The sequence below is a fragment of the Aliiroseovarius sp. PrR006 genome (assembly GCF_010500215.1).
Lineage (GTDB): Bacteria > Pseudomonadota > Alphaproteobacteria > Rhodobacterales > Rhodobacteraceae > Aliiroseovarius.
The window spans coordinates 743,685-766,428 of record NZ_JAAGOY010000004.1 but is presented as its reverse complement, the minus strand read 5'-3'; the positions used below and the strand labels follow the sequence as shown (position 1 = coordinate 766,428).

Below are 22,744 nucleotides of genomic sequence, written 5' to 3'. Positions count from 1 at the left end.
GGCCATTGGGATGCGACCCATTGGCCTCTTTTCATTTGGGGCAGTGGCTCACATACTTACCCTATTCACCAAAGGGAGCGTGACATGCCACAACTCGTCCGCGTCTATATCAAGAACGTCCTGATTGGATTTGGGCTGTCCGCTGCCTTTGTCGCGGCGTTGCTCTATACGAATGTTGGCAATTTGTGGCACCTGATCTCGACCTCGGACATCGGGTGGATCGCGGTCCTGATGCTGTTCGTGTTCAACGGCATCGTCTTTGCAGGTGTCCAATTTGCCTTTGTCATAATGCGCATGGAGAGCAGCGACGACACGCCCAAAGGCGGCAAGCGCCAGCCGGTGATCACCGGCGAACCTGCCCGCGTAAAAGTGGCCGCAAACCGCTGATGCTCTTGCAGGGCAGGCCGATTGCGGCAATGATCCCCCAGTAATGAAAGGGATCCCATGGCTGGTGGATGGGCGCGCGACGGCGCAGTAAGCGAACAGATTGAAGCATCCGTCTCGGACGAACTTGCGCGGATGAAGTCCAAAGCGCAGCCTGTGGGCGAGAGCTTCACTCATTGCGCGGAATGCGAAGAAGAAATCCCCCAAGCCCGACGCGAGGCCTTGCCGGGCGTGAAGCTGTGCATCGACTGCGTGCAGGACCGGGATGCGGCCTTCAAGACGCGCCCGGGGATCAATCGGCGCGGATCCAAGGACAGCCAGTTGAAATAGGGGCGAAACCCTCTTTTCGGCCAACATTGTGAGTGCTAAAAGCCATTCAGGACACGGCGATGGCGTCGCCGCGGGGCATCCTCCCCGGTTCCTTTTCCACGCTCCTGTACGCCGGGACTTTCAATCGGGAGATTGAAGGCCCCGCCTTTGCCTCCCTCAGATAGGAGGCATTCATGGCCTGGTCGCCGGACAAAACTGAAGTCAAAAGCTGGAACGAATGGGACACGCTGCGCCATGTGATCGTGGGCCGTGCCGATGATTGCCACATCCCGCCGGAAGAGCCCGCGCTGGACGCCAAGGTTCCGGAAGATAGCGACATGCGGGGCCAGTGGGGCCGTCGTCCGCAGGAAACCATCGACCGCGCGAACGAACTGTTGGACAATTTCGCCGACCTGTTGCGCAAGCGCGGTGTGCGCGTGGACCGTCCTGTCTCGATTGATCATTCGCAGCCCGTGACCACGCCGGATTTCCACACCGAGAGCCAGTTCGGCTGCATGCCGCCGCGTGACGTGCTGCTAACCGTTGGGCACGAGATGCTGGAAGCGACCATGTCGTATCGCTGCCGCTGGTTCGAGTATCTGAACTATCGTCCGCTTCTGAAGCAGTATTGGGAAGAAGACCCTCGCTTCCGTCATGAAGCCGCCCCCAAGCCGCGCCTGACCGATGCGGATTACCACCCGGATTATCTGTCCGAGAAGATCGGTGACGCTCAGCGTCTGGAGTGGGCCGCCGAGAAGTTCTTTGTCACCACCGAGGAAGAACCGCTGTTCGACGCCGCCGACGTTTTGCGCTTTGGCAAGGATCTGGTAGTTCAGCACGGGTTCACAACGAACCTGAAGGGCATCGAATGGCTGCGCCGTCACTTCCCCGACCACCGCGTGCACACGGTGAACTTCCCTGGCGACCCGTACCCGATCCACATCGATGCCACCTTCACGCCACTGCGCCCGGGCCTGATCGTAAACAACCCCCAGCGCCGCTTGCCGGAAGAGCAGCGCGGCATGTTTGAAAAGAACGGGTGGGAGATCGTGGACGCCGCACAACCCGCGCACAACACGCCGCCGCCGCTGTGCTACTCGTCGACTTGGCTTTCCATGAACGTGCTGGTGCTGGACCCAAAAACCGTCTGTGTCGAGAAGTCCGAGGTCTATCAGGCCGAGCAGATGGACAAGCTGGGCATGGAAGTGGTCGAGGTCGAGCTGCGCGACGCCTATGCGTTTGGCGGCGGTCTGCACTGTTGCACGGCAGACGTTTATCGCGATGGCGACTGCGAAGATTACTTCCCGAAGCAGTAAGCTTGGTGCTTTGGAAACAGGAAACCCGCGCTTTTCGGCGCGGGTTTTGTTTTTTGTGGGGGAGGGGCTCTGCCCCTCTTGGCCTTTGGCCAATTCACCCCGGGATATTTATGGCAAGAAAATAAGATCTGAGTCGGAGTCAGAGCAGATCTGCCTCACTCCATCGCTTCCAGCTCATCAATGAAGCCTTCGATCATCGACAGACCTTTGGCCCAGAAATTCGGGTCCGAGGCATCCAGTCCGAAGGGGGCCAGAAGCTCTTTGTGGTGTTTTGACCCGCCAGCTTTCAGCATCTCGAAATACTTCTCTTGGAAGTCTGCGTCGCCTTCTTCGTAGACGGCGTAAAGCGCGTTCACCAAGCCGTCGCCGAACGCATAGGCGTAGACGTAGAAGGGCGAGTGGACGAAGTGGGGGATGTAGGACCAGAAGGTCTCGTATCCGGGCATGAAATCAAAGGCTTCGCCAAGGCTTTGTGCCTGAACCGACATCCACAGGGCGTTGATGTCATCCGGTGTCAGCTCGCCTTCAGCGCGGGCGTCGTGCAGTTTGCATTCAAAGTCATAGAACGCGATCTGGCGCACGACCGTGTTGATCATGTCCTCGACTTTGCCCGCCAGCATGACCTTCTTTTCTTCCGGCGTTTTGGCTTCGGATAGCAGTTTGCGGAAGGTCAGCATCTCGCCAAAGACGGAAGCGGTTTCGGCCAGGGTCAGCGGGGTCGAGGATAGCATCTCGCCCTGATCGGCAGCCAGCACTTGGTGCACGCCGTGGCCCAGCTCGTGGGCAAGAGTCATCACATCGCGGGGTTTGCCCAGATAGTTCAGCATCACGTAAGGGTGCGCGTCGGTGACGGTGGGGTGGGCGAATGCGCCGGGTGCTTTGCCGGGTTTCACGCCTGCATCAATCCAGCCATCAGTGAAGAAGGGTTTGGCGATCTCGGCCATGCGCGGGTCGAAAGCGGCATAGGCGTCCATGACGATCTTTTCGGCCTCGGGCCAGTTGACCAGCTTGTCGTCTTCCATCGGAAGTGGTGCGTTGCGGTCCCAGACCTGCATGCGGTCCAATCCCAGCCATTTGCGCTTCAGCTCGTAATAGCGGTGCGATAGGCGCGGATAGGCGTCGACCACGGCGTTGCGCAGGGCTTCGACCACTTCGGGTTCCACGTGGTTGGACAGGTGACGTCCGGTCTGCGGGGTAGGCATGTTGCGCCACTGATCCTCGATGGATTTTTCCTTGGCGAGCGTGTTGTGAACGCGTGAGAAAATCTTGATGTTTTCACCCAATACGCGGGCGATTTCTTCCGAGGCTGCCTGACGTGTGGCGCGGTCTTGCTCGGTCAGAAGGTTGGCGGTGGCTTCCAGCCCGCGCTCTTCGCCGTTTACCGTGAACATCAGCCCGGCGACGGTTTCGTCAAACAGCGTATTCCACGCCGATGCGCCGACCGAGGACTTGTCATGCAGGAACTGCTCCAGCTCGTCTGACAGCTGATAAGGGCGCATGGCGCGCAGGCGGTCGAACACTGGTTTGTAGCGGGCCAAACCAGTGTTGTCGGCGAACCAACCGTCAAGCACGGCATCGTCAATACGGTTCACTTCGAGCGAGAAGAAGACCAAAGGCGCGGTGAACACGGTGATCTGCTCTTGGCAATTCTGGAAAAACTGCGCGCGATCCGCGTCGGTTGTTTCTTGGTAATAGCGCAGGCCTGCAAAGGACATGATGCGCCCGCCAATCATCTCGATCTTTTCATAGGCCAGCACGCAATCCAGCATGCCTGCTGCATCCAGATCCCCCAGTTTTCCCTGATAGGTCTGGGCGAAGTCCGCACAGGCATTTTCCAGCCAGCCCAGATCACGCTCAAGTTCGGGCGCGTCTTCGCTGGGATATAGGTCCGACAGATCCCATTCCGGCAGATCCCCAAATGGGTTGTCGCCCGTACCGGCAGTGGCGTCGCGCAGAATTTGAGGGGGTAGGGTGGAAAACATGAGACCTCCGAAAATGTGGTTTCTCAAGACATAGGCGGTGGGGCGCGGGGTTGCAATCGGGGCGTATGAGGTTCTGTTGAACCCTGAGACATGACATGAGGAGGGGCGGGAATTGGCCGATTTTCCCCCCTAGGGGGTTTTGACCCGGCCCCATGGTCCCTTTATAGGAAGGGCAACTTTCCGTGGGAGCGTGCGGCGTGATCAGATTCGTCCTTGGTATATTCGGTGCGATGTTTACCGGCATCACCCTTGCGATCTTCATGGCTGCTTTGGTCGTGGGGGGCGTTTTCTGGATGTATTCCAGGGACTTGCCCAGCCACGAGCAGCTGGCGAACTATACGCCTGCAACGATCAGCCGGGTCTATTCGGGCGAGGGCCAACTGATGGACGAGTTCGCGCGCGAGCGTCGTCTGTTCACGCCCGCCGACGAAATTCCCGATCTTGTGAAGCACGCGTTTATCTCGGCCGAGGATAAAAACTTCTACAATCACGCAGGCTTTGACCCACGCGGGATCGCAGCGGCCGCGCTTGAAGCGGCGCGCGGTGGGGCGCTGCGCGGGGCCTCGACCATCCCGCAGCAGGTGGTGAAGAACTTCCTTTTGTCTTCGGAACGGTCTGCAGAGCGGAAGATCAAGGAACTGATCTTGTCGGTGCGTCTGGAAAACACCCTGTCCAAGGATGACATTCTGGCGTTGTATCTGAACGAGATCTTTTTGGGTCAGAACTCGTACGGTGTGACGGCCGCGGCCCAGACCTATTTCAACAAGACGCTGGATCAGTTGGAGCCGCATGAAGCTGCCTATCTGGCGACCTTGCCGAAAAAGCCTGCGCGCCTGCATCCCGTGCGCAACAAAGAGGCCGCGTTGGGGCGCCGCAACTATGTTCTGCGCGAGATGAATCAGAACGGCTATCTGGATCAGGCGGTCTATGAGGCCGAGAAAGAGCTCCCGCTGCGCTCGGTCCAGAATGGCGATTTCGAGGGCTTCCGCACGGCGCTTCCCGATCGCGATTATTTCACGGATGAGATCCGCCGCCAACTGAGCCGCGATTTCGGTGAAGAAGAGTTTTTCACGGGCGGTCTGACTATTCGTGCGACCGAAAACCCCAAGCTCCAAGATGTGGCTGCGGCCAGCCTGCGCGAAGGGCTCGAGGGATATGACCGGGGCCGGGGCGTCTGGCGCCCCACCGGCGTAACACTGCCGGAAGGCGCGCTGTCGGACGAAGCAAGCTGGCGACAGGCGCTGGCCGACACCAAGTTCTCGCGCGACATCGAAGGCTGGTATCCCGCCGTTGTGCTCGAAGTTGGCAACAATGACGCCCGGATCGGCATAGAAGGTGTCGAGGATGACGAGGACGGTCACTGGATTCCGGCCAAGGATGTAACTTGGGCGCGTCGCTTGGGCGAAGATGGCAGCCTGGGGCGCAAGGCGCGCGTGGCGGGTGATCTTCTTAAGGTCGGCGAAGTCGTGCATGTGCGGCGTTTGGTAAAAGATGATGATGGCAGCTTTGTCCGCTGGACCTTGCGCCAAATCCCGGAAGTGCAGGGCGGTTTCATGGCGATGGACGTCAACACCGGCCGTGTAATCGCGATGCAGGGTGGCTTCAGCTATCAGCATTCGGTTTATAACCGCGCCACACAGGCACAGCGTCAGCCGGGGTCGAGCTTCAAGCCCTTCGTTTATGCGGCCGCGCTGGACAGCGGGTTTTCCCCGGCCACCATCGTGATCGACGCACCGATCGAGGTCGAGAGCGGCGGCAAGATCTGGCGGCCTAAGAATGCCTCGAACGAGTTTTACGGCCCGACGCCCCTGCGTACGGGGATCGAGCAATCGCGAAACCTGATGACTGTGCGTCTGGCACAGGAAATCGGCATGGACACGGTGGCGGGCTATGCCGAACGCTTCGGCGTCTATGACCAGATGAATCCGTTCCTTGCCAACTCGCTTGGGTCCGAGGAAACGACGCTGTTCAAGATGGTTGCGGCCTACGCGATGTTTGCCAATGGCGGCGAGCGGGTAGAGCCCACGCTGGTTGATCGTGTGCAGGATCGCTGGGGACGCACCATCTATCGTCACGACCGTCGCGACTGCGTGGATTGCGCTGATCCAGTGTTGGCTGCAGGGGCAGAGCCCTGGATCAAAAGTAACCGGGAACGTGTGATGGACGCCATCACGGCCTATCAGCTGACCTCGATGATGCGCGGCGTTGTGCAGCGCGGAACAGCCAGCCGTACTGTAAACTTGCCGGTGCCCACCGCGGGCAAGACGGGGACAACCAATGACTCGCGCGACGTCTGGTTCGTGGGCTTCACCTCGAACATCGTGGCGGGCTGCTATATCGGCTATGACCGTCCCCGCAATATGCCCGGCGCGTCGGGTGGGGGGATGTGTGGCCCCGTCTTTAATCGCTTCATGACGGAAGCGGTGAAAGAGCTGGGCGGCGGCGATTTCAAGGTGCCCGAAGGTGGACACTTCATCAAGATCGACCGGTTCTCGGGCGCGCGTCTGCCGGCTGATGCCACCGGCGAGTATGTGGTGGCCGAATACTTCCGTGATGGCGAAGAGCCGCTGTTTGGCGTGATGTTCGACGGTGGTTTTGCCATGGGGTCGAACCTGCCGTTGTTCGATCGCGACGGGGCAGGGGGGGAGCAGGTCCAGACCTCGACAGGCAAAACGGTCGTCGTGCCGGACAAGGCGGATTTCGGAACGCTTTCTTCTGGCGGTCTCTACTGACTGGGGTTTAGCACCTATAGGTGGAATGTTTTTGCCGCGGTCTTGCCTGACCCCGCTGAAAACTTCTGCACAGAAAAGCATTTTGCCCATTGTCTTTTCATAGTGCGAACACTTATGTTCTGAGGACGGTGGTGCGTTTTCAATAGCACCCCGCGAAAGAGTTTCGCTGTCATGGCGACGGATGCCGGCCCAAGGATGCCGCAGACCACATCGTGACAGGCTAAAAGCGCTTCGGGACGCGTCCGCATGACGGACTGGCCGCCGAAGCCGGAAATTGATGACCCGGCAGTAAGTTCACAAAAACTTGCCCCGATGTCTGAAAATACGCCCGCACTTTGCGCAGCAATTGGGGGCAAATGAATGGGTTTCGCACGAACCGCCGGGCTAACCGGACAGGATAGGCGAGACCGGAGAAGAAACGCGATGATGCGTGCGAGGATCGAGCAAGGACAGACAGTGGGGCGTATGCCCCTTCAGCTGTTGTCCCATCCCCCGCATCTGCTCGCCCTGACAAGTCACCCCATTCCCCAAGCGCGTCCCCCGGGACGAGCGCGGCGATCCGGGTGCAGAAAGACAACATGGCAAAGAAGATGCTTATCGACGCCACCCACGCCGAGGAAACTCGGGTTGTGGTGGTCGACGGGAACAAGGTTGAAGAATTCGACTTTGAATCCGAAAACAAACGCCAGCTCGCTGGCAACATTTATCTGGCAAAAGTAACACGGGTCGAACCGTCGCTTCAGGCGGCGTTTGTCGATTACGGCGGAAACCGCCACGGGTTCTTGGCCTTCTCGGAAATCCACCCGGATTATTATCAGATCCCGGTCGCCGACCGTGAAGCGCTGCTGGAAGAAGAGCGCGCCTATGCAGAAGCTATGGCCGCCGAAGATGACAAGCCAAAGACACGCCGCCGCCGCCGCTCGCGGTCGCGCTCGAAGGCGGAAGAGACCAAGTCGGATGATGCGGTCGCCACCAAAGAGATTGATCAGTCTGCCAGCGGGATGGACGTGATTGATCTGGATGATGGCGGGTCGGATGCCGACGAAGGCCATTCGCCGATGGATCTGGTCGCCGAAACGCCGGTTGAAGAGCCGGTAGAAGACGCGGCTGTTGAAGCTGGCTCGGATGCGGCGGAAACGCCTGCGGCTGAGGCCGAGGTGACCTCGGATGAGGCCGCACCGGAAGCTGAAGCGTCTGAAGAAAACGTGGCCGAAAAAGCGGATGCTGACGACGCACCTGCTGCGGATGCTGATGCTGATAAAGCCAGCGACGATGACACCGGTGATGACAGCGACGACGAGGACGACGAAGACGAGCCGCTGGAAGCGTCCGAAAAGGATGACCAGATCGAACGCGTTGCCGACGACGACTCGACCGAAGAAATCCGCCCGCGCCGCAAGCCGCGCCCGAAGCGTTACAAGATCCAGGAAGTGATCAAGGTGCGTCAGATCCTTCTGGTGCAGGTCGTGAAAGAAGAACGCGGCAACAAGGGTGCAGCGCTGACCACTTACCTGTCGCTGGCCGGTCGCTACTGCGTGCTTATGCCCAACACCGCGCGCGGTGGTGGGATCAGCCGCAAGATCACCAACGCCGCCGACCGCAAAAAGCTGAAAGAAATCGCCGCTGAAATCGACGTGCCGAAGGGCGCCGGTCTGATCGTTCGGACCGCGGGTGCCAAACGCACCAAGACCGAGATCAAGCGCGACTATGAATACCTTCAGCGCCTGTGGGAGCAGGTCCGCGAACTGACGCTGGAATCAATTGCGCCCGCCAAGATTTACGAAGAAGGCAACCTGATTAAACGCACGATCCGCGATCTCTATTCGCGCGAAATCGACGAAGTGTTTGTAGAAGGCGCGGCCGGCTATCGTGTGGCCAAGGACTTCATGAAAATGATCATGCCGTCCCACGCCAAGAACGTGAAGCACTATACAGACGCAATGCCGCTGTTCGCGCGCTATCAGGTGGAAAGCTATCTGTCGGGCATGTTCAACCCGACCGTTCAGCTGAAATCCGGTGGCTATATCGTGATTGGCGTGACCGAAGCGCTTGTTGCGATCGACGTGAACTCGGGCCGGGCCACCAAGGAAGGCTCGATCGAGGAAACCGCGCTGAAGACCAACCTTGAGGCCGCGGAAGAAGTGGCACGTCAGCTGCGTCTGCGCGACCTTGCGGGTCTGATCGTGATCGACTTCATCGACATGGACGAGCGTCGCAACAACAATGCCGTTGAAAAGCGGATGAAGGACAAGCTGAAGACCGACCGCGCCCGCATTCAGGTGGGTCGCATCTCGGGCTTTGGTCTGATGGAGATGAGCCGTCAGCGTCTGCGCCCGGGCATGATCGAGGCGACGACCCAGCCCTGTAACCACTGTCACGGTACCGGCCTGATCCGTTCGGACGATAACCTTGCCCTGAACATCCTGCGCCAGCTGGAAGAAGAGGGCGTGCGCCGTCGCTCGCGCGAGGTTCTGGTGAAGGCGCCTGTCGGCATCGTGAACTTCCTGATGAACAACAAGCGCGAGCATATCGCGCAGATCGAAGCCCGCTATGGCATGTCGGTCCGGATCGAAGCTGACCCGTTCCTGATCTCGCCGGATTACACGATCGAGAAGTTCAAGACCGCCACACGCGTGGTGCCGGATGCGGCGCCCGTGGTGTCGGTCGATGCGTCCATCATGGCCGATATCGACGAGGTCGAAGAGGCGGAAGTGATCTCGGAAGAGACGCCCGAGGCCGAAGGCGAGGATAAGCCCAAGAAGCGCCGTCGCCGCCGTCGTCGTCGTCGTGGTCGCGGTGGGGATGATCAACAAGAGAATGGTCAGGCTGAGAACGGTGAAGCCGAACAGGCCGCGTCGGAAGGTGAGGCCGAAGCCGAAGCCGCTTCGGACGCTGAAGAGGCGCCCAAGGAAGCCGCTGAAGAGGCGACCGAAGAGAAGCCCAAGCGCAAGCGCGCCACCCGGTCGCGTAAGAAGAAGACCGACGAGGTTGCAGCGGATGCTGAAGGCACCGACGCAGTAGCGACCGAGGCTGTAGAGGCCGAAGCGCCTGCTGAGGATGAAAAGCCCAAGAAGCCCGCGCGCAAGCGTCGGACCTCGAAGGCGAAGGCCGAGGAAGAGGCGAAAGCGGCTGAGGCTGAAACCGCAGAAGCGGCTGAAGAGGTCAAATCTGAAGCTTCGGAAGAGGCAAAGGAAGAAAAGCCCAAGCGCAAGCGTGCAAGCCGTGCGAAAAAGCCGAAAGCAGAGGATGCTCCGGCGGAAGCGCAAGCGGAAGCCGAGGTTAAGGCGGAAGACGCGCCTGCTGAGGAAGAAAAGCCCAAGAAGCCCACACGCAAACGCGCGCCGCGCAAGAAGGCGGAACCGGTAGCAGAAGAAGCGGCACCCGCGCCTGAGCCAGCCGAGGCCCCCGCTGCAGAGCCTGCACCGGCCCCGGTTGAGGTTGCCGTCGCCGAAGCGCCCGCCGCCGCATCCGAGCCCGCACCAGAATCTGCGCCTGTGGCCGAAGTCGCGTCAGACGAGCCGCCCAAGCCCAAGCGCAAAGGCTGGTGGTCACTGAACCGCTGATCAGACGTACAGAACAAAAAAGCCGGGCTTCGCGCCCGGCTTTTTTCATTTACCCGTGTTTGATGAAGTAATAGGTCACGCCATCCGGACCGGATGTCTCATCCTGCCCAACAAGCTCGTGTCCCTGTTCGGCGCAGAAATGCGGCACGTCGATCACGGCGGCGGGGTCGGTGGCCTGAAGTCGCAGAATTTGGCCCGATTCAAGCGATTTCAACCGCTTGCGCGCTTTCAGTACAGGCAGAGGGCACAAAAGCCCGATGGCATCTAGATCGTCATCATAGGTCATGATTTTCCTTAATACCTGCGGATTTCCCTGTCCATCCGTTGCGAGATCGCACTTTGTCGCGCAGATGTGACAAAGCGGCAGGTGACGCCGCGCCAAACCCGCGCTATGTGAAGCTTATGTTTGGAATTGAACTGATCGACGCAAGCCTTGTGCCTGCCCTGACCATCGCGTTTTTCGCGGGCATCTTGAGTTTCCTCAGCCCCTGCGTGCTGCCCATCGTACCACCCTATCTGGCCTACATGTCCGGTATCAGCATGTCGGAAATGAACGAAGGGGACTCGGGCCGGGGCAAAGTATTTCTGACGGCGCTCTTCTTCGTATTGGGCCTGTCGACAGTGTTCCTGTTTCTGGGCTTTGCAGCGTCCGCCTTCGGGGCGATGTTCTTGGCCAACCAGACGCTTTTTGCTGGCATCGCAGGCGTGGTCGTCATGGTGTTTGGCGCGCATTTCTTGGGTGTGATCTCGATCCCGTTTCTGAACCGTGAAGCGCGTCTTGATGCAGGCGACCAAGGTGGCAGCGCATTTGGAGCGTATCTGCTGGGTCTGGCCTTCGCCTTTGGTTGGACGCCCTGCATTGGGCCGCAGCTGGGTGCCATTCTGGCGCTGGCCGCCAGCGAAGGCTCGGTCGCACGCGGCACGGTTTTGCTGGCCGTCTATGCTATTGGCCTTGGTATTCCCTTTTTGCTGTTTGCAGCCTTCTTTACGCGTCTCGGGGGGCTCATGGCCTTCATGAAACGCCACATGGAGCGGATCGAGCGGATCATGGGCCTGTTGCTGTGGACCATCGGGTTGTTGATGCTGACGGGCGGTTTCTCGCGCTTCTCGTACTGGCTGCTCGAGATGTTTCCGGCCATGGCGACGCTGGGCTAATTTGGCCCGTGAAATCTGCATGCCGGGGGTTATGTCCTTAACCATTCCGGTTTAATCTGCCAGAAATTACAGGCCGGGCAGATGAGCAACCACGCCGACACATCGAAAATCGTGCGCCGTCGCCGGGTGTTTTACATCCCCGGCTACGACCCGATTCATCCCCGCCGCTATCGCGAGCTGTATCGCACCGAAGGGGCCGCGCAGGCCGAAATCTCGGGCTACGAGATTGATCTGATCGGACGACAAGGCGCGGCCACCTATGGTTGGCAAGTGCTGGGCCGGATCGACGGTCACGAGGTCGAGGCCGAGTTTGACGTGCTGGTCTGGTCCGACATCGTGCGCGACAGCATGCAGCTGAACATCGCGCAGACCTACCTGATGATGGCACGCACCGCGTGGACCTATCTCAGCACGGGGGCGCTCCGACGGTTGATGTGGCTACGCAAAGGGCCGGTGATTGCGGCGCTCTATCCAGTTGTTGCACTGATCTTGCAACTGATCCTGGCACTACTTGTAGGCGGGATTCTTGGCGGGCTTGTTGACTGGGTTGTCAGCGCGCTGTCGCCGCTTCTGGGATCTATTCTGGGCTGGGCTGTTATGCTGGCTGTAGCTGCGGCATTGCTGATCTGGTTTCGCAAGATCGACAATAAACTGTTCATCTACTACCTGATGCATGACTACAGCTATTCGGCCTCGACGAAAGGAGCCAACCCGCCTGAACTGGAAGCGCGGATGGCGCAGTTTGGCGATCAGATTGCCGAGGCGCTGGCCACGGATGTGGACGAGGTTCTGGTGATCGGGCACAGTTCGGGGGCGCATCTGGGCGTGTCGATCCTGTCTGACCTTTTGGCGCAGTGTCGGGTGCCAGCAGGAGGTCCTCAGCTGAATTTCTTGACGCTTGGCCAAGTCGTCCCGATGGTCAGCTTCCTGCCCAAGGCGGGGCGACTGCGGCGCGATTTGAACCGACTTTGCCAACAGGACCAGATCGCATGGGTGGATGTCACCGCGCCGGGGGATGGCTGTGCCTTTGCGCTGTGTGACCCGGTCTCGGTGTCGGGCGTAGCACCAGAGCGGGGCAAACGCTGGCCATTGGTCTTCTCGGCCGCTTTTACACAGTCCCTGTCGCCCGAACGCTGGGCCGCGCTGCGCTGGCGCTTTTTCCGGCTTCATTTCCAGTATCTCTGCGCCTTTGATCGCCCGCGGGACTATGACTATTTCCAGATCACAGCGGGTCCGAAAACGCTTCGGGATCGCTATCGGGGCCGTCGCCCGTCGAAAAGCCGTATTGACGTTCCAGCATCGAAATACAGGTCAATGGTGCCATGACGGGCCCTTTGCCCCCTAAGCCGCCTTCACGCCCCGGTCGGGTATCGCTGTGGCGCTATGCGAAGCTGTTTCGCAAGGACATCCTATCGGCCCAACCCGCGCGACTGTACCGCGCCTGGATGGCCGAGTTCCGGACCCCGTTTTTCCGCAGCTATATGTGCAATGATCCGGAGCTGATTGATCTGGTGTTGAAAGGGCGCCCTGATGACTTCCCAAAGTCCGACCGGATCAGGGAGGGGCTGGCGCCGCTTCTGGGGAACTCGGTCTTTGTGACCAACGGCGAGGTGTGGAAACGCCAACGGCGTATTATTGACCCGGCCTTTGAAGGAGGGCGCCTGCGCGAGGTGTTCCCAGCCATGTGGGACGCTGCCAACGCGGCTGTCGCGCGGTTCGAAGCCCCTGCAACCGGCAAACCGGTCGAGATCGAAAGCCACACTAGCCATGCCGCCGCAGATGTCATCTTTCGCACGTTGTTTTCGATCCCCATCGAGCACGAAGTTGCGGGACGTGTGTTTGACGAGTTCAAGAACCACCAACGTACCCAACCGGTGTTGAACCTTGGGGCGTTTTTGCCGCTGCCCAAGTGGTTCCCTCGGTTCCACAAGCGCGACACCAAGCGCACCGCAAAAATCATTCGCGGGTTGATCCAGCAGCTGACGCAGGATCGGATGCAAGCCATTCAGGCGGGGACCGCACCGGATGATCTGGCCACCAAGATTATGACGACGCCAGATCCGGAAACGGGCGTGTGTTTCGATACGGATGAGATGGTTGATCAGGTCGCTATTTTCTTCCTGGCCGGGCACGAAACCAGCGCCTCGGCCTTGGCATGGGCACTGTATCTTCTGGCGCTCTATCCCGACTGGCAGGAGCGGGTGGCCCAAGAGGCGCAAGAGCAGATTGATCCCGAGAAGGCCTATTTCTCGGTCATGTCCAAGCTGCGCATGTCGCGCGATGTGTTTCGCGAGACCATGCGCCTTTATCCCCCGGTTCCGATGATGGTGCGCGAGACCACATGCCCCGAGCGTTTCCGCGCCCGCAAGGTGCCCGTGGGCAGCCAGATCGTCCTTAGCCCTTGGCATCTGCATCGCCACGAACGCCTGTGGGATCAGCCTGACGCTTTCGATCCGGAGCGGTTCCAGACGCCCAAAGGGAAAGAGTGCTTGCGCGACGCCTATCTCCCGTTCTCGGCCGGGCAACGGGTTTGTCCGGGATCAGGTTTTGCGATGATCGAGGGGCCGTTGATTCTGTCGATGCTGGTGCGGTCTTATCGGTTTGAGTTGGTCAAGGATCGTCCCGCCATGCCCGTTGCACATTTGACGGTGCGCGGGAAGGACGGGATATGGTTGCGGCTGACGAAACGCTGACATCAGGCTTTTCAGAAAAGCCTGTTTCAAAGCTTTCTAAAAGCTTTGTTCCATCAGATAACTTGGCGGATTGGGGCGTCGTTGCAAAAGATGACAATCTGTCCGCAGTTTTCGACCACATGATAGCCGCGTCTACGGATTTCGGTTTCGAAAACCTGCCATCCAATGGTTCTCTCGATGTCCCGGCGTTTACGCCGCACGATACCGCCTTCACGAGCGGCTTTGGCTTCGAAGATCTGCTGCATCCAAAGCTGGGCAGGGAGAAGGCGGACTTGTTCGGTCATCCTCTCACGCTAAGCCAGCTTGGTTAAGCCTGCGTTAACCGCGATAATGCTCCAGCACATAGACCCGGATCGCCGACGCCAAACCACGATCGACTCCACGCGCATTGTCGATCTCGGCAGCAAGGGCGTTCAAGGGTAGGCTGCGGGCCTTCGCGATGTCTTGAAACGCCTGCCAGAATTCGGGTTCAAGAGAGACGGAGGTGCGGTGACCATGCAAGGTAAGAGAATGTTTCTCAGGCCGGCTCATGCGTCATCTTCCCGTTCATGCGCCGCGTGGTCTTTCCTGATCTTTTCAAGCTGCGTTCTCTCCATGCTTTTCTGAGCTTTCGATCGACCGAACTTGACCGCATTCTCGTCGGCCTGTTGTGCCTGTTGCTGTCTGGCCGATTGCTTTCGAAACTGACGAAGGTTGATCACTTTGTTGGTCATCAGGTTACTGACGGCTCCTTGAATGCCAGCGCGAATTTGTGAGGTCAGGGCATATCCTGTATGCTGAAGGCGGTTGGTTTACACGGTATGCTGTGCACGAACCCTATCGAGCGAATGATAATTTAGCAAATAGGGGATGACGTGATGTTTGTTGCAAGATGGCAAGTGAAAAGTAAGTTTGGCCACCAGTCGGCTGTTTTGGACTTGATGAAAGAGTGGGACGAACAAGTCGCGAAGCAATCCGGGTTCGACATGAAGAATGCCCGCTACATGACTGGGCATATCGGGGCAGAAGAAGCCCTGATCGTCACCGAGATGGAGATTGAAAGCCTTGCCGAGCTGGATGACTTCTTTGATCGGATCGGAAAGGTGCAGATCCACGCGGAGTGGGGCAAAAAGATGTCCGATTATGTGGTTTCTGGCAGCTCAAGATGGGACGTGCTTCGCGTTCGTGATTGATAAATGAAAAATGGCGCGGTTGAAGACAACCGCGCCATTCGCATGAATTGGGGGATGATCAGGCTTTCGGGCCGATCATCTGTTCCGGGCGCACGACGGCGTCGAAGGTTTCTTCATCCACGAAGCCAAGGGCGATTGCCTCTTCCTTCAGGGTGGTTCCGTTCTTGTGTGCGGTCTTGGCCACGGTGGTCGCGTTGTCGTACCCGATGGTCGGGGCCAGAGCGGTCACCAGCATCAGGCTTTCCTTCATCAGCTTGTCGATGCGCGGCTCGTTGGCTTTGATGCCGTTCAGCATACGCTCGGTGAAGCTGTCGGTTGCGTCGCCCAGCAGTTGGATCGACTGCAGCAGGTTGTAGCTCATCATCGGGTTGTAGACGTTGAGTTCAAAGTGACCCTGCGAGCCAGCGAAGGTCATCGCGGCGTTGTTGCCCATGACGTGCGCGGCAACTTGGGTCAGTGCCTCGGCTTGGGTGGGGTTCACTTTACCCGGCATGATCGACGAGCCGGGCTCGTTTTCCGGCAGGATCAGTTCGCCCAGACCCGAACGCGGGCCCGAGCCGAGGAAGCGGATGTCGTTGGCGATCTTGTAGCAGCTGCCAGCAACGGTGGCCAATGCACCCGACATGAAGACCATGGCATCATGGGCCGACAGTGCTTCGAATTTGTTCGGCGCGGTGACGAAGGGCAGGTCGGTGATGCGCGCCATGTTGGCGGCGACTTCTTCGCCCCAGCCCACTTTGGTGTTCAGGCCGGTGCCAACAGCGGTGCCGCCTTGGGCCAGTTCGTAAATGCCGGGTAGGGCGGCGTTCACACGGGCGATGCCCTGACGGATCATGTGGGCGTAGCCCGAGAATTCCTGACCCAGTGTCAGCGGGGTTGCATCCTGCGTATGGGTGCGGCCGATCTTGATGATGTCTTTGAATTCTTCCTCTTTGGCCTCAAGACCTTTCAGAAGCTTTTCCAGACCGGGCAGCAGAACGTCACGCACCGACATGGCGGTTGCGATGTGCATGGCGGTCGGGAAGGTGTCGTTCGACGACTGACCCATGTTGCAGTGATCGTTCGGGTGCACCGGATCTTTCGAGCCGATGACGCCGCCCATGATTTCAATCGCGCGGTTGGCGATGACTTCGTTCGAGTTCATGTTCGACTGGGTGCCCGAACCGGTCTGCCAGACCACCAGCGGGAAGTTGTCGTCAAACTTGCCAGCAACAACTTCGGAAGCCGCTTGAATGACCGCATCCGCGATGTCTGCGTTCATGGCACCCGAGGCTTTGTTCGCTTCAGCACAAGCCTGCTTGATCACGCCCAGTGCACGCACGATGGCCACGGGCTGTTTTTCCCAACCGATGGGGAAGTTCATGATCGAACGCTGCGTCTGAGCGCCCCAATACTTGTCGGAAGGAACCTCGAGCGGGCCAAAGCTGTCGGATTCGGTGCGGGTCTGGGTCATGTCTTTGCGCCTTTGTCAAAAATACCGCGTTCTTCATAGCGGAATCGGCGCAAAGTTCAATCCTGTATACCGTGGGATACCGCTAACGTTGGTGGTTTTCAGGTCTCGTCACACGGGCGTATCGTACTAATGGAGATATCAATCGCCTGATCACGAAAATCTGAGGCCAATGGGTCGAGTGCGAAGATCTTTCTACTGACCGTGCCCATTTTCAGGCACAGGAAGCTGTCAAAGGGTCGGAACAGGAGTTCGCGCGTTTCAGACTCGGAGCGATCGGTCACGCGCATCGAGGCGGCGGTGATGAGGTCACGCTCGGTCTGAGACGGCATCAGGCACATCGCAAGATCGAACCGTGCGCGGACCAGATCGAACTGCTGTTTGCTTTGCTGTGCTTCTCTTATCAGCGCAATTAATGCAAATTCATATTCCGATAATGCGACCACTGCGTCCGCATATTTTCCGAAGGTGGCCGATGTGTCAGGGTCAAGCGTGCCATCGTATTCCACGGGGTCTGTAAGCTGCGTCGTAGCCCCTAGGCCCATCAATGCGGCCCATTCGGTTGCACAGTGTCCTTCGCCGGCAGCGGCCAATGGGATGGTTTGGTTATCATCCGCCCATGCGTTTCCACTGCTTGCAAGAAAATAGAGGCAGGCCGAAAGTTGAATGAAATGGCGCATAGTGCAACAGGTTTTCTGTCAATATCTGAAAATCCTACGGATGCCCCTGCGAGGCAGGGCATCACTTGCGGAAACTGTCCAGGCTGACAATCTCGGCGTCGTGATGCTCTTCTTCCACATCCTCGGCAAAACCTGCTTCCACATCGTCATGTTCGGGATCAGACACGGGCTGTTCTTCTTCGGCCAGAAGATCCTCGTCACCCGCTAGGTGCAGATCGGGATGATGCTCTTCCTGCAGTTCGAACCGCAGGCCAAACTCGACAGAGGGATCCACAAATGTGCGGATGGCATCAAAGGGCACGTAAAGCCGTTCAGGCACGTCGCCAAAGTTCAGGGTCACGGCGAAGCCATCGGGGCGAACCTCGAGGTTTTCGAACCAGTGTTGCAGGACGATGGTCATGTCGTCGGGAAAGCGGTCATGCATCCAGTCCGCGATCTCGACATCTTCGTGGTGGGTGTCGAAATTGATGAAGAAATGGTGCTCTCCCGGTAATCCATCACTAGCCACGTCGCTCAGAACTTTGCGGATCAAACTGCGCATGGCGTCATGCATCAGATTTCCATAGTCGATCTGGTCGGACATGTCTGACATCGGGCGGGACCTCCTGCGCTTTGGGTCAGAATAGGGGCAGGGCGCAGGGAAGGGAAGATAGGAAGTGATCAAGTGAACAGAAGATTGCTGCCTAGCCCGGCCAACGCCATGCAGATCAGGGTCACGGGCAGCGACAGACGGGTCAGCAGTAGGGCCGACAGTGCGCAGAGGCCGACGGCTGTCAGATCGACCGAGCTTATGTCTGGACGTACACCGGGCAATCCCTTCCAGATCGGAAGAGTTCGGGCAAAGAACACGGCCATGGCGAACCACAGCATCAGATTGGCGATGACGCCGACGATTGCGGCGGTGATGGCGCGCAGGGCGGCGACCAGCCTGGGTTGGCTGGTCAGCCATTCTACGTGCGGGGCCGCGGTGAAGATCCACAGGAAGCAGGGCACGAAGGTGGTCCAGAGGGTCATCAGCCCAGCTGCGAAGGCCAGTCCTGCGCCTGCAAGATTGTAGCCCGCCATGAAGCCCACAAATTGGGTGACAAGAATCAGGGGGCCGGGCGTCGTCTCGGCCAGCCCCAGCCCGTCGACCATTTGACCTGCGCTGATCCAACCCTCGGCCTCTACCGCCGCCTGCGCCATATAGGCGAGCACGGCATAGGCGCCGCCAAAGCTGACCACCGCGAGCTTCGAGAAGAAGAGCCCTACATCCACAAGGAACTCCGCGCCCAGCATGGCAGCCAGAGCGATCGGTGCCGCCCAGAGTGCGCTCCAGAGGGCGATGGTAGAGAGGGTGGTGCGGGTCTGTGGTGTCGGAGCGGGATGGATCGTGCCTTCGGTGACGGGGCGCAGCGCACCAAACAGGGCGGCTGCGACGATCACCAGCGGGAAGGGCAGTCCAAATAGATAGAGCGCCACAAAGGCCACAAGGGCGATGATCCAATGCAGCGGGCGTTTCAGGGTTTTACGCCCCAGCCGCCATAGTGCTTGCAACACCACCACAATTACGGTGGCCTTGATCCCCAGAAACAGCGCCTCGACTCCCGGGACATTGCCCCAGTTCGCATAGGCCAGTACCAGCGCGAACATGACGGCCGCTCCGGGCAGGACGAACAGAAGCCCAGCGATCAGCCCGCCCAACGTGCCGCGAAGCCGCCAGCCTGCATAGGTGCACAGCTGCATGGCCTCGGGGCCGGGCAGTAGCATGCAAAAGGACAGCGCGCGCAGGAACTGATCCTCACTCAGCCACGGCCGGTCTTCGACCAATTCCTTGTGCATCACGGCGATCTGTGCAGCCGGCCCGCCAAAGGACATTAATCCAATGCGGGTAAAAACGCGGGTGAGGTCGGACAGTGACGGGTTCATGCGCGGATAGGGGCGCGAAGCGTGTCCGATTGCAAGCGAAAATGATGGGGGGTGGAAGTGCAGGTTTCTGTTGCCAGGTACCTGCGAACCCCGCCAAACGCGGCTAGGCGTAAGGACTTAAGTTTCGGCGACCCGAACTGCTTACGCAGCCAGAGCCATTGCCGGAGCTTTGTTGTCGTTTGCAACTAGCTTAAGTGAACCGATAACGGTGGTATCTCACCGAAACAAAGCTAACCCCTTTAGACGTCCGTCGATCCTATTTCGCCCCCACGATATCAAGGTGGTCCTCAAACGAAGGATGCCCCTGAGTGCATTATGGTGGAGGCGCCGGGTACCGCCCCCGGGTCCGATCCGCTTATTACGAGCGCGTTTATGTCCATAGTCCCCGAAGGGACATTGCTTATATAGTTTGCGGTGCCTGTAGTTGCAAATGGTTGCGACGAATTTCTGATGCGAATTATTATAGTTGGCCTACGAAGGCCGCTGCGCTTCGATCCGATCGTTGAAGGCTGCCTTGGCATTGCGGTTGGGATAGTCCTGCAATGGGATCTCGACTTCAAGGTGCTTGCACAGAGGTGCCCATCCGTCACCGAGATTGAAGACCAGCAAACGATCCTTTGGCACTGTGTCTATTACACCCTGATTATGAGCCTCGTAGACCGAGATTGCATGATCCCGTGTCACTGGCCGTCCTCCAAAAACGATCTCGCCGACAAGCTTTTGCGAGAAAAAACTATCCGGATGGTCGGGGGCGTTGGTGAACTCAAGAATGGTTTTTTCGAAACTTTGCCACCACGCGTCGGCAGGTCGCTGGGTCAGAATAACCTTGGCATCCGGGTAGTAGTCTATCAGGTCACGCCAGTAGTGCGCCGAGGGCCAATCGACACAAGCGTGATATCCCTTAAACAACTGGTCCCAATCTGGTGTCCCGCCTTCTGCCAGCGCGCGCCATATCTCTGACTGATGAGGGCTGTCATGCACTTCGAACATGTGGTGGGTCGGGCCAAAGCCCAGAATATTCAGAGCTTCGCGCATGGAATCTGTTCCCGTGCGGCCAAAACCTGTTCCAATGACTTTCAAAGACATGATCCCTCGCAATGCATATTGTGTAATGCCGTCAGCATATCACAAATGCGCGCAAAATGCTGTTAGGTCGGTCAGCGGCGGGCCGCGAAGGCGCTTTTGGCAAGCTTTAAGGTTTCGGTTTCTAGATCGATCAGACGTGCATTGGCGGCTGCGGCGTCCTTCGCTTCCAGTGCATCTGCGATCTGACTGTGCAGCGCGATGATCCTGTCCCGATCCCTCTGCGTATAGGTGATCATGTTCATCAAGGGCTGCATCGCCTCGACGGCCCCCGCCAGCTGATAGGACAGCACCGGATTGCGCGCGCCATCGACCAGCGCGCGGTGGAAGGCCACGTCTGAGGCGCAGAATGCCTCGTCGGTCAGGCCGGGCTGCGATTGGCGGTGGATTTCTGCCCGCATGGTGGCCAGTTGGTCGGGGGTGCGGCGCTGGGCCGAGAGTGGCGCGCAGGAGCGTTCTAGGGCGTAGCGGGCCTCGCACGCCGTCTCGAAATCCACGCGGTTCATCGACAGAAGCAGGGTCGAGGTGGTGATCTGCTGATCATAGGCCTCTTCAAAGGACATGCGGTTGACGAACGCCCCGCCTGCCGCTCCGCGCTGGGTGCGGATCAGGTTTTGCGCGGCCAGTCGTTTCAGGGCTTCACGTACGGTAGACCGGCCCACGTCGAATTTCTCGCACAGTTCTGCCTCAGACGGCAGGCGTTGATCGACGATCAGGCTGCCTTCGATAATGGCATCGCGAATGGCTTCCGCGATCTGGGTCGAGAGGTCTTCGTTTTCGTTCAGGTCTGTTTTCACGCCGCGTCACTTTCCAATTGTCAGACATTTACTTGCCCTGTCGGCAATTGTCAGACATTATCAATCCCGACTCGCAAGATGGAGGCAACATGTCGGTCGCGTCAAGGATCAGAACGATGGGGGCACCACATTGGCTGGCGCTGTTTGCCCTGATCCTTGTGGGATGGGTTGCCCTTTACACGATGGCGTTGCCGCCCGACGCATTGGAACTGTCGCGCATCTATGGCGCGGACTTCTGGCGCTCGCTCTGCGTGGTGGAGCCTGACAAGGCTGGGTTCCTGGGGCTGTTTGCCATGTGGGCGGTGATGTCCGCCGCGATGATGGCCCCCACGGCCCTGCCGACCTTTGCCACCTATGACGACATGATCGCCTCGGGCGCCGGAACGCGCCAAGGGTTTGCCGAATTGGTCGCGGGCTATCTGGCCATCTGGCTGGGGTTTGCAGCCATCGCCGCTGCCGGACAGCTTGTGCTGTTCCGCGCTGGGCTTCTATCGCCGCTGGGCCAGAGTGTTTCGCCGTGGCTGACGGGCGGATTGCTGATCGGGGCAGGGGTGTATCAATTCTCGTCTCTGAAGGACAGCTGCCTCAGCCAATGCCGTCTGCCGATGACGTTCTTCATGCAATACTGGCGCGAAACACGTTGGAACGCGGTCGCGCTGGGCCTGCGACTGGGCGCAATCTGCCTTGGCTGCTGCTGGGCGTTGATGCTTCTGGGCTTCGTCGGCGGGGTGATGAACCTTGCCTTCATGGGGCTCGCCACACTCATCATGATTTTTGAAAAACTGCCCGATCTGGGCCGCTATCTGACCCGCCCCTTGGGCTGGGCGCTGATCGCGGGCGGGATCGTGGCGCTTGTCCAGGGAGGATAACATGGACGGATCGCAAATTGGCACGGTCGAATGGACCATCAAAGGGGAGCTGATCCTCAACTGTAACTGTACGGTGTTTTGCCCCTGCGTGGTCAGCCTGGGCGATCACCCGCCGACCGAAGGCTACTGCATGGGCTGGGCGGGCATTCGCATCGACAGTGGCCAGTATGGTGACGTGGACCTTGCGGGTCTGAACGTCGGTCTGCTGCTGGAGATCCCGGGTCGCATGGCGCGTGGCAACTGGAAAGCAGCGGCCTATATCGACGAGCGCGCCTCGGACGAGGCGTTCGAAGCGCTGTGCCACATCTTCACCGGCGCGGCCAAAGGCACCACCGGTTTGTTCAAGATGCTGGTCAGCGAATTCCTGGGTGCCGAGCGCGCACCCGTGTCGTTCGAAACCGAAGGCAACACCCGCCGTCTGATCGTTGGCAAAGCCATTCGCGGCTCGGTCACGCCGGTGCCGGGTAAGGGCGGTGCGGATCAGGTAATCACCAACACCAACTACTGGATGGGACCGGACATCACCGTCGCCAAAGCTGACGAGGCCCGCGTGCGCGCCTTTGGTCGCGTCTGGGATTTCGACGGCAAATCTGCCGAGATCTGCCAGATCGATTGGAAAGGCCCCGGTCGCTAAGGCGGCCGGAGGACCCC

At 59.1% G+C, this 22,744-nt stretch carries 22 protein-coding genes and 1 other RNA gene; 12 read left to right on the top strand and 11 right to left on the bottom strand.

Features of this window, described 5'->3' with window-relative positions:
• Positions 1-84 precede the first annotated feature (84 nt).
• The 3 genes from G0Q00_RS03775 (at position 85) to G0Q00_RS03765 (ending at position 2,009) form a co-directional block, all read left to right on the top strand.
• The gene (locus G0Q00_RS03775; RefSeq protein WP_163036534.1) at positions 85-387 is read left to right on the top strand and encodes a hypothetical protein; all 303 of its coding nucleotides are present in this window, start codon (positions 85-87) and stop codon (positions 385-387) included.
• Between the two features lie 57 nt (positions 388-444).
• On the top strand, positions 445-714 hold the full coding sequence (locus tag G0Q00_RS03770) for a DksA/TraR family C4-type zinc finger protein (protein WP_163036533.1): 270 nt from the start codon (positions 445-447) through the stop codon (positions 712-714).
• Positions 715-887: 173 nt separating this feature from the next.
• Complete coding sequence (locus G0Q00_RS03765) at positions 888-2,009, top strand: serine/threonine protein kinase (RefSeq protein ID WP_163036531.1); 1,122 nt, start codon at positions 888-890, stop codon at positions 2,007-2,009.
• Between the two features lie 155 nt (positions 2,010-2,164).
• Here G0Q00_RS03765 and G0Q00_RS03760 read toward each other — a convergent pair whose 3' ends face one another.
• Entirely contained in the window at positions 2,165-3,991 is a 1,827-nt protein-coding gene (locus G0Q00_RS03760; protein ID WP_163036529.1) for a M3 family oligoendopeptidase, read from the bottom strand.
• Positions 3,992-4,188: 197 nt separating this feature from the next.
• Between G0Q00_RS03760 and G0Q00_RS03755 the strand changes: the two genes are divergently transcribed.
• Together G0Q00_RS03755 and G0Q00_RS03750 are read left to right on the top strand one after the other, a co-directional pair.
• Entirely contained in the window at positions 4,189-6,723 is a 2,535-nt protein-coding gene (locus G0Q00_RS03755) for a PBP1A family penicillin-binding protein (protein ID WP_163036527.1), read from the top strand.
• Positions 6,724-7,301: 578 nt separating this feature from the next.
• On the top strand, positions 7,302-10,286 hold the full coding sequence (locus G0Q00_RS03750) for a ribonuclease E/G (protein WP_163036525.1): 2,985 nt from the start codon (positions 7,302-7,304) through the stop codon (positions 10,284-10,286).
• Positions 10,287-10,335: 49 nt separating this feature from the next.
• Here G0Q00_RS03750 and G0Q00_RS03745 read toward each other — a convergent pair whose 3' ends face one another.
• On the bottom strand, positions 10,336-10,572 hold the full coding sequence (locus tag G0Q00_RS03745; protein ID WP_163036523.1) for a sulfurtransferase TusA family protein: 237 nt from the start codon (positions 10,570-10,572) through the stop codon (positions 10,336-10,338).
• Positions 10,573-10,688: 116 nt separating this feature from the next.
• Here G0Q00_RS03745 and G0Q00_RS03740 point away from each other — a divergent pair, with 116 nt between their 5' ends.
• The 4 genes from G0Q00_RS03740 to G0Q00_RS15965 all read left to right on the top strand — a co-directional run bounded on the left by G0Q00_RS03740 (position 10,689) and on the right by G0Q00_RS15965 (position 14,445).
• Positions 10,689-11,441 carry a cytochrome c biogenesis CcdA family protein gene (locus tag G0Q00_RS03740; protein WP_163036521.1) on the top strand — a complete coding sequence of 251 codons (753 nt, stop codon included), beginning with the start codon at positions 10,689-10,691 and terminating at the stop codon, positions 11,439-11,441.
• Positions 11,442-11,522: 81 nt separating this feature from the next.
• Positions 11,523-12,767, top strand: coding sequence for a hypothetical protein (locus G0Q00_RS03735; protein ID WP_163036519.1), 1,245 nt, complete (start codon positions 11,523-11,525; stop codon positions 12,765-12,767).
• A complete protein-coding gene (locus G0Q00_RS03730) occupies positions 12,764-14,134 on the top strand; it encodes a cytochrome P450 (protein ID WP_163036517.1) in 1,371 nt (456 codons plus the stop codon). The genes G0Q00_RS03735 and G0Q00_RS03730 overlap by 4 nt, the downstream gene beginning before the upstream one ends.
• Complete coding sequence (locus G0Q00_RS15965; RefSeq protein WP_163036515.1) at positions 14,110-14,445, top strand: hypothetical protein; 336 nt, start codon at positions 14,110-14,112, stop codon at positions 14,443-14,445. The genes G0Q00_RS03730 and G0Q00_RS15965 overlap by 25 nt, the downstream gene beginning before the upstream one ends.
• Before the next feature lie 7 nt (positions 14,446-14,452).
• Here the strand turns inward: G0Q00_RS15965 and G0Q00_RS03720 are convergent, their stop codons facing one another.
• The gene (locus G0Q00_RS03720) at positions 14,453-14,665 is read right to left on the bottom strand and encodes a ribbon-helix-helix domain-containing protein (RefSeq protein ID WP_163036513.1); all 213 of its coding nucleotides are present in this window, start codon (positions 14,663-14,665) and stop codon (positions 14,453-14,455) included.
• Complete coding sequence (locus tag G0Q00_RS03715; protein WP_163036511.1) at positions 14,662-14,847, bottom strand: DUF4169 family protein; 186 nt, start codon at positions 14,845-14,847, stop codon at positions 14,662-14,664. Before G0Q00_RS03715 ends, G0Q00_RS03720 begins: the two co-directional genes overlap by 4 nt.
• 165 nt (positions 14,848-15,012) lie before the next feature.
• On the opposite strand from G0Q00_RS03715, the gene G0Q00_RS03710 reads away from it, so the two are divergent.
• On the top strand, positions 15,013-15,306 hold the full coding sequence (locus G0Q00_RS03710) for a hypothetical protein (protein ID WP_163036509.1): 294 nt from the start codon (positions 15,013-15,015) through the stop codon (positions 15,304-15,306).
• A gap of 58 nt (positions 15,307-15,364) precedes the next feature.
• Here the strand turns inward: G0Q00_RS03710 and fumC are convergent, their stop codons facing one another.
• The 7 genes from fumC to G0Q00_RS03675 all read right to left on the bottom strand — a co-directional run bounded on the left by fumC (position 15,365) and on the right by G0Q00_RS03675 (position 21,224).
• The gene (fumC, locus tag G0Q00_RS03705) at positions 15,365-16,759 is read right to left on the bottom strand and encodes a class II fumarate hydratase (RefSeq protein ID WP_163036507.1); all 1,395 of its coding nucleotides are present in this window, start codon (positions 16,757-16,759) and stop codon (positions 15,365-15,367) included.
• Between the two features lie 98 nt (positions 16,760-16,857).
• Entirely contained in the window at positions 16,858-17,436 is a 579-nt protein-coding gene (locus G0Q00_RS03700) for a hypothetical protein (RefSeq protein ID WP_163036505.1), read from the bottom strand.
• 61 nt (positions 17,437-17,497) lie between these two features.
• Positions 17,498-18,019 (bottom strand): SspB family protein, encoded by a 522-nt coding sequence (locus tag G0Q00_RS03695; protein ID WP_163038276.1) that lies wholly within the window; start codon positions 18,017-18,019, stop codon positions 17,498-17,500.
• 77 nt (positions 18,020-18,096) lie between these two features.
• Positions 18,097-19,344 carry a chromate efflux transporter gene (chrA, locus tag G0Q00_RS03690; RefSeq protein WP_163036503.1) on the bottom strand — a complete coding sequence of 416 codons (1,248 nt, stop codon included), beginning with the start codon at positions 19,342-19,344 and terminating at the stop codon, positions 18,097-18,099.
• Between the two features lie 56 nt (positions 19,345-19,400).
• Positions 19,401-19,778: a transfer-messenger RNA gene (ssrA, locus tag G0Q00_RS03685) on the bottom strand.
• Between the two features lie 37 nt (positions 19,779-19,815).
• Positions 19,816-20,430, bottom strand: a complete 615-nt coding sequence (locus G0Q00_RS03680) for a sulfotransferase family protein (protein ID WP_163036501.1) — start codon at positions 20,428-20,430, stop codon at positions 19,816-19,818.
• 71 nt (positions 20,431-20,501) lie between these two features.
• Positions 20,502-21,224: an FCD domain-containing protein gene (locus G0Q00_RS03675; RefSeq protein ID WP_163036499.1), complete on the bottom strand. Its 723-nt coding sequence runs from the start codon at positions 21,222-21,224 to the stop codon at positions 20,502-20,504.
• A gap of 116 nt (positions 21,225-21,340) precedes the next feature.
• Between G0Q00_RS03675 and G0Q00_RS03670 the strand changes: the two genes are divergently transcribed.
• Together G0Q00_RS03670 and G0Q00_RS03665 are read left to right on the top strand one after the other, a co-directional pair.
• Positions 21,341-22,093, top strand: a complete 753-nt coding sequence (locus G0Q00_RS03670) for a DUF2182 domain-containing protein (RefSeq protein ID WP_163036498.1) — start codon at positions 21,341-21,343, stop codon at positions 22,091-22,093.
• A gap of 1 nt (position 22,094) precedes the next feature.
• Complete coding sequence (locus tag G0Q00_RS03665) at positions 22,095-22,727, top strand: DUF1326 domain-containing protein (protein WP_133489562.1); 633 nt, start codon at positions 22,095-22,097, stop codon at positions 22,725-22,727.
• Positions 22,728-22,744 lie beyond the last annotated feature (17 nt).